The following is a 10,882-nucleotide window of genomic DNA, read 5'->3' as shown; positions in this document are numbered from 1 at the left end:
CGGATTCGCGCCTCAGGACTCAGCGCAACGCGTTGCGCTGAGTCCTGAGGCTGTTGCAATGAAAATGATAATCAAGGGTTATCATGTGCGGGTTTAGTCTTTTTGTTTGCGTAAAAAATTGTTCTTGCAGCAGAAACCCGCGCGTGTATACTCGAATACGTTTGTTCAACTACGTGCCGGCCAAGGTGGTACGGCACCTCTAGAAGAGTAAGGAATTGCACATGGATTACATCCGCGCAATCGAGCGTCAGCAGATCCGCGAGGACATTCCTCAGGTTCGCGTCGCCGACAACGTCAAGGTTCACTACCGCATTAAGGAAGGCGACCGCGAGCGCATCCAGGTTTTCCAGGGCGACGTCATCCGCATGGCCGGCGCCGGTGCCCGCGAGACCTTCACCGTCCGCAAGATGTCCTTCGGTGTCGGTGTTGAGCGTACCTTCCCGCTTCACAGCCCCAAGATCGCCAAGCTCGAGGTCGTTCGTCATGGTCGCGTCCGTCGCGCCAAGCTGTACTACCTCCGCGACAAGGTGGGCAAGGCTGCTCGCATCCCCGAGAAGCGCTAAGAAGATCGCAGCGTCTGTCCGCTCGTTTGGACACAAGGGTCACCTTCGGGTGGCCCTTCTTTTTATCTGATTTGCATGCAAGGAGGGTCTGGTATGGCCAACATGACGAGCTCGGTTTCGGCATCGCAGGTTGCTGGTGAGTTGGCGAGCGCTACGTTTGAGGAGATTCCCGCCCTCGTGGAGCATTATCGCGAGGACCCGCGCCAGCAGGTGATCAAGGCTTGTGAACGCGCCCTCAAACGCCATGACAAAGAGCTTGCCGAGCGCGAGCGCGTTAATGACATGTACGAGCTTATGCATGAGCTTGGCGGCGATGGGGTGGTCGTTGGTGTCGACGAGGTGGGCCGCGGATCGGTGGCCGGTCCTTTGACGGTATGCGCCGTCTGTCTTCCTATGGAGCCGCGCGTCTGGGGTATCAACGATTCCAAAAAGCTCACGCCCGCGCGCCGCGAGTTGCTCTCAGTGAAGATTGCCGAGGTGGCGACGGCAATCGGTTTTTGCCATATCGCGCCGAAGGATATCGATGAAATGGGCATGGCCCGTGCTATCCGTACTGCCGTTGCGGGCGCCGTGGCCGATACGGGACTTGAGCCCGACTGCGTCCTCATGGATGGTAACCCCTTGGGCGCCGTTCCTAACGAGCGCGATGTGGTGAAGGGCGATGCCAAAATCGCCTGCATCGCCGCGGCGTCCATCATGGCCAAGGTCACGCGTGACGAGATGATGGTCGAGTACGACGCCGAGTATCCCGAGTACCATCTGGCCGAGTCGAAGGGCTATGCAAGCCCCGAGCATATCGAGGCCATTCGCAAACATGGACTTTGTCCACTGCACCGCGTGAGCTTTTGCGGAAACTTTCTGCAGACTGAGCGCCTTTTCTAGGTCAATTGTGGAGACAGGGACCTCTGGGGTTTTATAAACTTGCTGGTAACGGGCCGTATGCAACACCATTGCTGCGTACGGCCCGTTTTTTGACGGCATTTGGTCAGCTTTTGGTTTGCTTCCGGTACTTACCCGCATGAAAGGTGCCCTCATCATCGGGGCAATGCAGCGTGCGGGAAAGGAGACCCCATGAGTGCCGCAAGCAAAAAGAGCAAGACGCAGCAGCTCAAGGAGCGTTGGGAAAATGGCGAGCTCGACTGCGGGGCGATGACGCCTGAGTTTATCAAGGGGCTCAGTCCCCGCGAGCTGGGCATGCTGGGCGAGCTGATCACCATCGACTACTTTAACGAGCGCGGCTACACCTTGCTGGAGCAGGGTTATCGTTGCTCCGAGGGCGAGGCCGATCTGGTGCTGCTCGATGAGCTCGACGATGTCGTGGTGATGGCCGAGGTCAAGACCAGACGCGTTGCGCTGGATTGCAGCATGCGGGTCTTTCCCGAGGAGGCTGTGGACGCCCGAAAGCAACGCCGCTATCGCCGCATCGCAAGTTGCTATCTCATGGAACATTATCCGCTCAAGGCGATTCGCTTCGATGCCGTGGGTGTCACCATTCGCGGCGGGCATATCGCCGAGATCGAGCATCAGTACAACGCGTTCGATTGGCAGGTGTCGTGATGGCGTTCGAGACGTTTGCCGTTCACGCGGCCTGCATCCGTGGCGTCGAGGCGATTCACGTCACGGTCGAGGTCTCGCTTGCCGGCGGCGTTCCGGGCATTCAGATGCTCGGCATTCCGAGTATGGAGGTGATGGAGTCACGCGGTCGTATTCGCTGCGCGATGCGCTCCGCCGGGTTTGAAATCCCGCGCTCGGGCATTACGGTCAATCTGGCGCCTGGCGATATTCGCAAGACCGGTAGCGGCTTTGATCTGCCCATCGCCATCGCGGTATTGGCGGCCGATGGTCAGATTCCCCGCGACAACCTCGATCGTTGTCTTATCGCAGGTGAGCTTGGCTTGGACGGTACGGTGCTTCCTGTCAAGGGCGAGGTGGCGTTTCAGCTATTGGCGCGTGATATGGGGCTGTCTTTTATCGCCGGCAGGTCAGACCAGCATGTGCCACTCGCGGGCGTGGATTGTGGATTCATCGATCATTTGTCTCAGCTTGCCCATGGCATGGGCGATGCCGCGCGGCACTACTTGGATTCTGAAGTGCTCGAGGCGACCTTTGAGCCCGAACTCGACTATGCCGACGTACTGGGGCAGGAAGTCGCCAAACGCGGCATGGCGCTGGCGGCAGCGGGTGAGCTCGGTTTGCTTATGGTCGGGTCCCCGGGATCGGGCAAGACGATGCTCGCCCGTCGTATGACCGGCATCCTGCCCGAGCTTTCCGTTGAGGACCAGCAGGAGGCGCTGTGCATCCATTCGGTCTTGGGCGAGAACATCGATGGCTTATTGGCAGGTCATCGGCCATTTCGAAGTCCCCATCACAGCATATCAACGGCTGGCCTCATTGGCGGAGGGCGCCCGGTGCATCCGGGTGAGATCAGCCTGGCTCATGGCGGCGTGCTCTTTTTGGACGAGCTTGCCGAGTTTCCCACGAGTGTGCTGCAGACGCTGCGTCAGCCCATCGAGCGCGGCTATGTGAGGATCGTGCGCGTCGACGGGGCCTTTACCTTCCCGTCGCGCTTTCAGCTGCTGGCTGCGAGCAATCCCTGTCCCTGCGGCTTTTTGGGCGACCGTGAGGTGCCATGCCGCTGCTCGGCGGCGATGGTCGAGCGCTATCGGTCAAAGCTGCGCGGTCCTTTGGCCGACCGTATCGACATGATGATCGATGTGACCCGTCCCGACCCCCAAGTGATTATCGAGGGTGCGGAGGGTATGTCGTCTGCCGAGTTACGTGACTACGTTGTGCGCGGTCGCGCTTTTCGCGCTTGGCGCGAATCCCGTATGGACGATGCGGGTGCCGAGGTCGAGGATGACGAGACGCGGTCCATTGACGGCGTCGTTTCGACCTTTGAGCTCGATGATGCGGCGGAGAAGTGTGTACTCGGCCTGTCGAAGCGCACACATCTCACGGGTCGCGGTATCGTGCGCCTGGTGCGTATCGCTCGTACAATCGCCGACGTCGCCGAGAGCGAGCATGTGACGCAGGACCACGTGCTCGAGGCGGCGATGTACCAGGGAAGGAGGGACCAATGATGGCCGAGGGGACCTTTGAGCTGCATCCAGGTGATACGTTGTATCCCGAGACCGTTTTGGAGCTTTCTGATGTACCCCAGACGCTCTATGTGCGCGGCAACCCCGAGGTGCTTTCGACGCCCGCGCTCTCCATCATCGGCGCGCGCAAGGCCTCGCCGTATGGTCTTGCCGTGGCAGAGCTTGCGTCAAAGGTGGCGGTCGAGGCGGGCGTGACGGTAGTCTCGGGCGGCGCGGTCGGTTGTGACCAGGCCTCGGGTTGGGCTGCGGTCAACGCTGGCGGTAAACACGTCGTGGTGCTGGGGACGGGCGCCGACGTGGTCTACCCGCGTTCGAGCGCGGGGCTTATTACGCGCACGCTCGATACGGGTGGCGCGGTCGTGTCGATCTCTCCGTGGGGCATGGGTCCGCGCAAGTTTGCCTTTCCGCGCCGCAATCGCGTAATCGCGGCCTTGTCGCAAGCCCTCTTTGTATCCGAGGCGGGTATGCCTTCCGGGACGTTTTCTACAGCCGAGGCTGCTATGGATTTGGGGCGAGAACTTCTTGCCGTGCCGGGGTCGATCCTATCGCCCGAGTCGCGTGGCACGAATTACCTCATTGCGAACGGTGCCTGCTGCATCATCGACGAGGAATCTATCGAGATGGCTATTTCACGCATCTACGGCACCCTGCGCTACTCGCGCCCCGATGCTCCCGGCATTGCCGACCTGGATCAAACACAGCAGACCGTGATGCATGCGCTCATCGCCTCTCCGCTCAAGGTCGACGACATCGCGGCGCTCGTCTCGCTCGATGCCGTCGGCGTACTCAAACTCCTGGGTTCGCTTGAGCTCGAGGGTCTTATCGAGCGCATGATGGATGGAAGGTATGCGCCCTCCAAGTTTGCCCTTCACGCTCAGACACCCTTCGGTCACAATGGAAAACATGTCAATTAGAAAGGTGTTTGCAGATGCTGTTTGATCAGGTGACGGTTATCGGTGGCGGTCTGGCGGGTTCGGAGTGCGCGATTCAGCTGGCAGATCGCGGGTTCGCCGTAAAGCTGTGCGAGATGCGCCCCCAGGTGAGCTCCCCGGCCCACCATACCGATCACCTGGCAGAGCTCGTCTGTTCCAATTCGTTTAAGTCGACCCGTCCGGATTCCGCGGCTGGTTTGCTGAAGGCCGAGCTTGAGCGCATGGGTTCGGTCCTGCTCGATTGCGCCCATCGCGCGGCTGTTCCCGCCGGTGGCGCCTTGGCGGTCGACCGCGTCAAGTTTTCCGAGCTTGTCGAGGACGAGGTTGCCGCCCGTCCCAATATCGAGATCGTTCACGGCGAGGTCACGCAGATTCCCGAAGGTCACGTGGTCATTGCCGCCGGCCCCTTGTGCTCGCCGGCGTTGAGCGAAGAGGTCGTGAAGCTCGTCGGTGGCGACGCCCTTGCGTTCTTCGATGCCGCGGCGCCGATCGTCGATGCCTCCACGCTCGATATGGACGTGCTGTTCTCGCAGTCGCGCTACGAGGAGCAGGGGAGCGGCGACTATCTTAACGCTCCGCTCAACAAGGAAGAGTACGAGGCCTTTATCGAGGCGCTTACCACGGCCGACCGCGTGGTGCTCAAGGACTTTGAGGGCGGCGATCTGTTCCAGGCCTGCCAGCCTGCCGAGGAAGTTGCGCGCACCGGCAAGGACGCCATTCGCTTTGGCGCCATGAAGCCCGTCGGCCTCACCGACCCGCGAACCGGTCGTCGTCCCTGGGCGGCGATTCAGCTGCGTGCCGAGAACAAGGAGAAGACCGCCTATAACCTGGTGGGCTTCCAGACCAACCTGACCTTTGGCGAACAGAAGCGCGTCTTCCATATGGTGCCGGGCCTGGAGAACGCTGAGTTCTTCCGCTACGGTGTCATGCACCGCAATACCTTTGTCGATGCGCCGCACGTGCTCGATGGCACCTTTGCCGTGCCTGGTACCGGCGTGCGCCTGGCCGGTCAGATCACCGGCACCGAGGGGTACATGGAAGCCGTGGCGACAGGTCTGCTCGCGGCACTCAACACCTATGCCGAGGCTGTCGGGGCCGCTCCCGTCGAGCTGCCGCGCGTGGGTGCTTTGGGCGCGCTCGTGGGCTATGCTGCCGATCCGGCCACGGTGGGCTATCAGCCTATGCATGTCAACTTTGGCCTGGTGCCGCCACTCGAGGATGGTAAGCGCCGCAGCAAGCGCGACCGCTACCAGGCCTATGCGGACCGTGCGCTCGAGGCCCTTGATGCCTATCTGGCCACTCGCCCCGATCTGTTTGGAGGCGACTGGTCATAGCCTTTGACCTGTACGACACCGTCGACTCGTTTATCGCCTATATCGCACGTGTCGAGGGACTTTCTCCCAATACGGTGACGGCCTATGGCTCGAGGCTGGAGCGCTTTGCTGCCTGGTGCGAGCGCGAGGATATCGATGCTTTCGCTGCCGACGTGCGCACCATTCGTCGCTATCTTGCCGAGCTTTCGCGTGAGCAGGTGGCTCCCCGAACGCTTGCGGCGCATCTGTCGGCTATCCGATCGCTCTATCGATGGATGGCTGCCGAGGGGGTCGTGGAGGGCGATGTGGTCTCGGCAATTTCCTCGCCCAAGCTTCCGCGCGATCTACCCGGTGTGCTGACGACCCAACAGGTGGAGGCGCTGCTCAAGACGCCTGATACCTCAACACCCGCGGGACTGCGCGATGCGGCGATGCTCGAGCTGCTCTATGCCTCGGGCGCCCGTATCTCTGAGCTCGCAGCACTCAATGTGGAGTCCATTGCGTGGTCCGAACGCACGCTGCGCCTGTGGGGCAAGGGGAGCAAAGAACGTATCGTCCCTCTGTATCGTCGTGCGCTCGAGGCGACGCGTCTCTATATTGAGGAGGGGAGGCCGGAGTTGCTCGCTCAGGCAAAGCGTCGTGACCCCGCTACCGGGCCGCATCCGCTGCTTATATCGGCGCGCGGTAATCGCATGAGTGCCGCCATGCTCAGGCGGCGGTTTCATATGCTGGCGACGCTCGCCGGCATTCCGGCCGACATCGCCCCGCATGCGATGCGCCATACCTTTGCGACCGACTTGCTCGAGGGCGGCGCGGACCTGCGCTCGGTTCAAGAGCTGCTGGGTCATGCGAGCCTGTCCACGACGCAGATCTACACGCATCTCACGCCCGATCGGCTCAAACGTGCCGTGGCTCAAGCCCATCCCCGAGGCGAATAGTGGCTGGGACGTCCCGCGCCGCACTCAGGTGTGTGGTTTTGATTGCGGGTTGGCAGGAAGAAGCATTCCTGCTATCATTCATCGGGTTGCTTCACGGCAACATGTTTTTATCACGCACGCGCGGCTACTTCATACCGTGGTGCCCGGGCTTTGGTAGCACATGTCCGGGTTGGTTTTGGAGGATGACCCCGCGCGGAGGCAAACCACAGGAGGTTTAACATGGCTACCAAGATTAATATCCGCACCCTGCTCGAGGCCGGCTGCCACTTCGGTCACCAGACCCGTCGCTGGAACCCCAAGATGAAGCCGTTCATCTTCGGTGAGCGCAACGGCATCTACATCCTCGACCTCAAGCAGACCATCCTCGACGCCGATCAGGCCTACACCTTCGTCAAGAACGTCGCCAAGGGCGGCAATGTGCTGTTCGTCGGCACCAAGAAGCAGGCTCAGGAGGCCGTCAAGAACGCTGCTGAGCGCGCCAACATGCCTTACATCAACCAGCGTTGGCTCGGCGGTATGCTGACCAACTTCGTCACCATCCGCTCCCGCATCAACCGCATGGAGGAGCTCGAGGCCATGGTCGAGGACGGCCGCATGGCAGTGCTCCCCAAGAAGGAGCAGGCTGTTCTCGGCAAGGAGCTCACCAAGCTCCAGACCAACCTCGGTGGTGCCCGCGACATGAAGGGTCTGCCCCAGGCTCTCTTCGTCATCGACACTAAGCGCGAGGAGAACGCCATCAAGGAGGCTCAGCGCCTGAACATCCCCGTCGTCGCTCTGATCGACACCAACTCCGATCCCGACGAGGTCGAGTACGGCATCCCCTGCAACGATGACGCTATCTCCGCTGTCACCCTTATGTGCGAGCTCATGGCTGACGCCTGCCTCGCTGGCTCCGGTAAGGAGCAGGTCTCCGAGGCCGAGATGGCCGCTGAGCCCAAGGCCGAGTAGATCAGTCTTAGTTAATTCTTTTTCATCTCTTTGAAAGGAACCACAATGGCCCAGATTACCGCCGCTATGGTCAAGCAGCTCCGCGAGATGACCGACTCCCCGATGATGGAGTGCAAGAAGGCTCTCGTCGAGGCTGACGGCGACATGGACGCCGCTGTTGACGTTCTGCGTAAGAACGGTCTTGCCAAGGCTGCCAAGAAGGCTGGCCGTGAGACCAACGAGGGCGCTGTCGCCGCGTTCGTCTCCGAGGATGGCAAGACCGGCGCTCTGCTCGAGCTCTCCTGCGAGACCGACTTCGTTGGCTCCAACGCCAAGTTCACCGGCTTTGCTTCTAAGGTCGCTGAGGTTGTCGCTACCACCGAGCCTGCTGACGTCGACGCTCTGCTCGAGAAGCCGATGGGCGAGGAGACCGTTTCCTCCGAGCTCACCGAGATGATTCACATCATGGGCGAGAACATGAAGATCTCCCGCTTCGCTGCCCGCAAGGCCGAGAACGGCGCGCTCGCTTCTTACATCCACATGGGTGGTAAGATCGGCGTCCTCGTCGAGTTCGCCTTCGAGAAGGCCGAGACCGCTCAGGCTGAGTCCTTCAAGACCTTCGCTCACGACGTTGCCCTTCAGGTTGCCGCCGTCGCCCCGATCTGCGCTACCCGCGATCAGGTTCCGGCCGAGACCGTCGAGCACGAGAAGCAGATCTACATGGCCCAGGCTGCCGAGTCCGGCAAGCCCGAGGCTATCCAGGAGAAGATGGCTGTTGGCCGTCTGGAGAAGTTCTACAAGCAGTCCGTGCTCACCGAGCAGGAGTTCATCAAGGACAGCTCCCTCACCATCAAGAAGTACGCTGAGCAGGTCTCCAAGGAGCTCGGCGACACCATTACCGTCGTTGCCTTTGACCGTCTGGTCCGTGGCGAGTAAATAAGCTCTTGTAGCTGGTAATGAGCAGGCTGTGGGTTTTACTCACAGCCTGCTTTTTCATGGCTCTTATCAGAGCCTTTGATATCATATTGAGAGTCTAATTAAAGGAGGATCGCTTTGTCCGACATCCGATATAAACGAGTGCTTCTTAAGCTTTCCGGCGAAGCGCTGATGGGCGACGGCCAATATGGCATCGACCCCAAGGTTACCGATCATCTTGCCAAGCAGGTCAAGGAGCTGCTCGCCGTTGGCCATGAGGTCGGCGTCGTTGTCGGCGGCGGCAATATTTTCCGTGGCATGGCCGGCGCTGCCGGTGGCATGGAGCGTGCTCAGGCCGACTACATGGGCATGCTGGCAACCGTTATGAACGCGCTCGCCCTGCAGGATGCCTTCGAGCATAACGATGTTCCCTGCCGCGTGATGAGCGCTATCCAGATGAACGAGATCTGCGAGCCCTATATTCGCCGTCGCGCTATCAACCACCTTTCCAAGGGCAACGTTGTTATTTTTGCCGCCGGTTCGGGTAATCCGTACTTTACGACCGACACCGCCGCGGCTCTTCGTGCGTGCGAGATCGGCGCCGAGATTCTGATTAAAGCCACCAAGGTTGACGGCATCTACGACAAGGATCCCGTCAAGTGCGCCGATGCCGTCCGTTTTGACAAGATTACTTATCACGAGGTTCTCGTTCGCGGCCTGCAGGTTATGGATTCCACAGCTACGGCCCTGTGCCAGGATAACCGTATGCCTATTTTGGTCCTCAACATCGATGGCGAGGACACCGTCAAACGCGCGCTCGCGGGTGAACCCGTCGGCACGCTCGTCTATCAGGAGGATTAAGCATGGCAGAGAACATCACCGCCCATATGGACAAGTCGCTCGAGTCCCTCAAGCATAACTTCTCCAAGGTCCGTACCGGTCGCGCCAACGCCAACATTCTGTCCGACATCACCGTCGATTATTACGGTGTCCCCACGCCGGTCACGCAGGTTGCCGCCGTCAAGACCCCCGAGGCTCACATGCTGCTCATCGAGCCGTGGGACAAGGCCCTCATCAACGCTATCGTCAAGGCCATCGGCGCTTCCGATCTGGGCATTACCCCCAACTCCGATGGCACCGTCGTTCGTCTTCCGTTCCCGGCTCCCACTGAGGAGCGCCGTCGCGAGCTCGTCAAGGAGTGCCGCGAGTACGCCGAGCAGGCCAAGGTGTCTATCCGTAACATCCGTCGCGACTTCAACAACAAGCTCGAGCGCGATGAGGAGCTCACCGAGGACGATGTCCGTCGCGAGCAGGCCAAGGTCCAGAAGCATACCGATGAGTATGTCGCCAAGGTCGAGGAGCTTCTGAAGGAAAAAGAAGCCGAGGTCATGGAGATCTAAGGTGCAATACGACGAGCATAAACTGGTCGAGTACTTTGCCGACGCCCCTGCGGGCGTCGGTTTTTCCGACCTTGACCTCAATAACATTCCGCACCATATCTCGTGCATCATGGACGGCAACGGTCGTTGGGCCACGTCGCGCGGTCTTGCACGCACCGAGGGTCATAAGGCAGGTATCGTCTCGCTGCGCGAGATCATTACCGCCTGCGTGCGTCTGGGCGTCGACGTGCTTTCTGCCTATGCGTTTTCTACCGAAAACTGGAACCGTCCGCAGCATGAGGTCAACGTCTTGATGCATCTGTTTGCCAAGACGTTTATCGACGAGCTGCCTCTTCTGAAGCGCGAAAACGTGCGCGTTGTTTTTTTGGGCGACATTTCCGCACTGCCCAAGAAGACCCGCGATGTCTTTGAGCGCGGTCTAGCCGAGTGTGCCGACCACACCGGCATGACGCTGGCGCTTGCCGTCAACTACGGCGCCCGTGCCGAGATCACCCGCGCTGTCCGTCAGATTGCACTCGACGCTGCCGCCGGTAAGATCGATCCTGCCGCAATTGATGACGACATGGTGGCTTCCCACCTCTATACCGCCGGCCTTCCCGATCCTGAGCTTGTGATTCGCACCTCTGGTGAGCTGCGCCTTTCGAACTATCTGTTGTGGCAGGTGGCTTATTCCGAATTCTACGTCACCGATACCTATTGGCCCGACTTTGATCGTTGGGGCCTTGTCGACGCCATTTTGGCCTATCAGGGCCGTGACCGTAGGTTTGGTGGACTGAGCAAGACCGAGGAGGCTTAA

At 60.3% G+C, this 10,882-nt stretch carries 12 protein-coding genes; all 12 read left to right on the top strand.

Annotated elements, in window-relative coordinates; translation table 11 throughout:
* The first annotated feature begins 221 nt into the window (after positions 1–221).
* On the top strand, positions 222–563 hold the full coding sequence (rplS, locus tag PMX70_RS07475; protein WP_006236098.1) for a 50S ribosomal protein L19: 342 nt from the start codon (positions 222–224) through the stop codon (positions 561–563).
* 93 nt (positions 564–656) lie between these two features.
* Positions 657–1,445, top strand: a complete 789-nt coding sequence (locus tag PMX70_RS07470; RefSeq protein ID WP_089573411.1) for a ribonuclease HII — start codon at positions 657–659, stop codon at positions 1,443–1,445.
* 189 nt (positions 1,446–1,634) lie between these two features.
* Positions 1,635–2,120 carry a YraN family protein gene (locus PMX70_RS07465; RefSeq protein WP_271743242.1) on the top strand — a complete coding sequence of 162 codons (486 nt, stop codon included), beginning with the start codon at positions 1,635–1,637 and terminating at the stop codon, positions 2,118–2,120.
* Positions 2,120–3,643, top strand: a complete 1,524-nt coding sequence (locus PMX70_RS07460; RefSeq protein WP_271743241.1) for a YifB family Mg chelatase-like AAA ATPase — start codon at positions 2,120–2,122, stop codon at positions 3,641–3,643. Before PMX70_RS07465 ends, PMX70_RS07460 begins: the two co-directional genes overlap by 1 nt.
* Positions 3,643–4,575, top strand: a complete 933-nt coding sequence (locus tag PMX70_RS07455) for a DNA-processing protein DprA (RefSeq protein ID WP_117637281.1) — start codon at positions 3,643–3,645, stop codon at positions 4,573–4,575. The genes PMX70_RS07460 and PMX70_RS07455 overlap by 1 nt, the downstream gene beginning before the upstream one ends.
* Positions 4,576–4,589: 14 nt before the next feature.
* On the top strand, positions 4,590–5,927 hold the full coding sequence (gene trmFO / locus PMX70_RS07450) for a methylenetetrahydrofolate--tRNA-(uracil(54)-C(5))-methyltransferase (FADH(2)-oxidizing) TrmFO (protein WP_271743240.1): 1,338 nt from the start codon (positions 4,590–4,592) through the stop codon (positions 5,925–5,927).
* Positions 5,918–6,844 (top strand): tyrosine recombinase, encoded by a 927-nt coding sequence (locus tag PMX70_RS07445; protein WP_271743243.1) that lies wholly within the window; start codon positions 5,918–5,920, stop codon positions 6,842–6,844. The genes trmFO and PMX70_RS07445 overlap by 10 nt, the downstream gene beginning before the upstream one ends.
* A 219-nt stretch (positions 6,845–7,063) precedes the next feature.
* Positions 7,064–7,792 (top strand): 30S ribosomal protein S2, encoded by a 729-nt coding sequence (gene rpsB, locus PMX70_RS07440; protein WP_006236109.1) that lies wholly within the window; start codon positions 7,064–7,066, stop codon positions 7,790–7,792.
* Between the two features lie 45 nt (positions 7,793–7,837).
* Complete coding sequence (gene tsf, locus PMX70_RS07435) at positions 7,838–8,707, top strand: translation elongation factor Ts (RefSeq protein WP_022094736.1); 870 nt, start codon at positions 7,838–7,840, stop codon at positions 8,705–8,707.
* Between the two features lie 117 nt (positions 8,708–8,824).
* Entirely contained in the window at positions 8,825–9,547 is a 723-nt protein-coding gene (gene pyrH, locus PMX70_RS07430; protein WP_040359955.1) for a UMP kinase, read from the top strand.
* A gap of 2 nt (positions 9,548–9,549) precedes the next feature.
* The gene (frr, locus tag PMX70_RS07425; RefSeq protein WP_006236112.1) at positions 9,550–10,086 is read left to right on the top strand and encodes a ribosome recycling factor; all 537 of its coding nucleotides are present in this window, start codon (positions 9,550–9,552) and stop codon (positions 10,084–10,086) included.
* A gap of 1 nt (position 10,087) precedes the next feature.
* Positions 10,088–10,882 (top strand): isoprenyl transferase, encoded by a 795-nt coding sequence (locus tag PMX70_RS07420; RefSeq protein WP_117735162.1) that lies wholly within the window; start codon positions 10,088–10,090, stop codon positions 10,880–10,882.

This window comes from Collinsella aerofaciens (assembly GCF_028206795.1).
In the GTDB taxonomy this organism is placed as follows: domain Bacteria; phylum Actinomycetota; class Coriobacteriia; order Coriobacteriales; family Coriobacteriaceae; genus Collinsella; species Collinsella aerofaciens_AX.
Note: the sequence above shows the minus strand (reverse complement) of the source record. Positions and strands in the feature narration are given on the sequence as shown.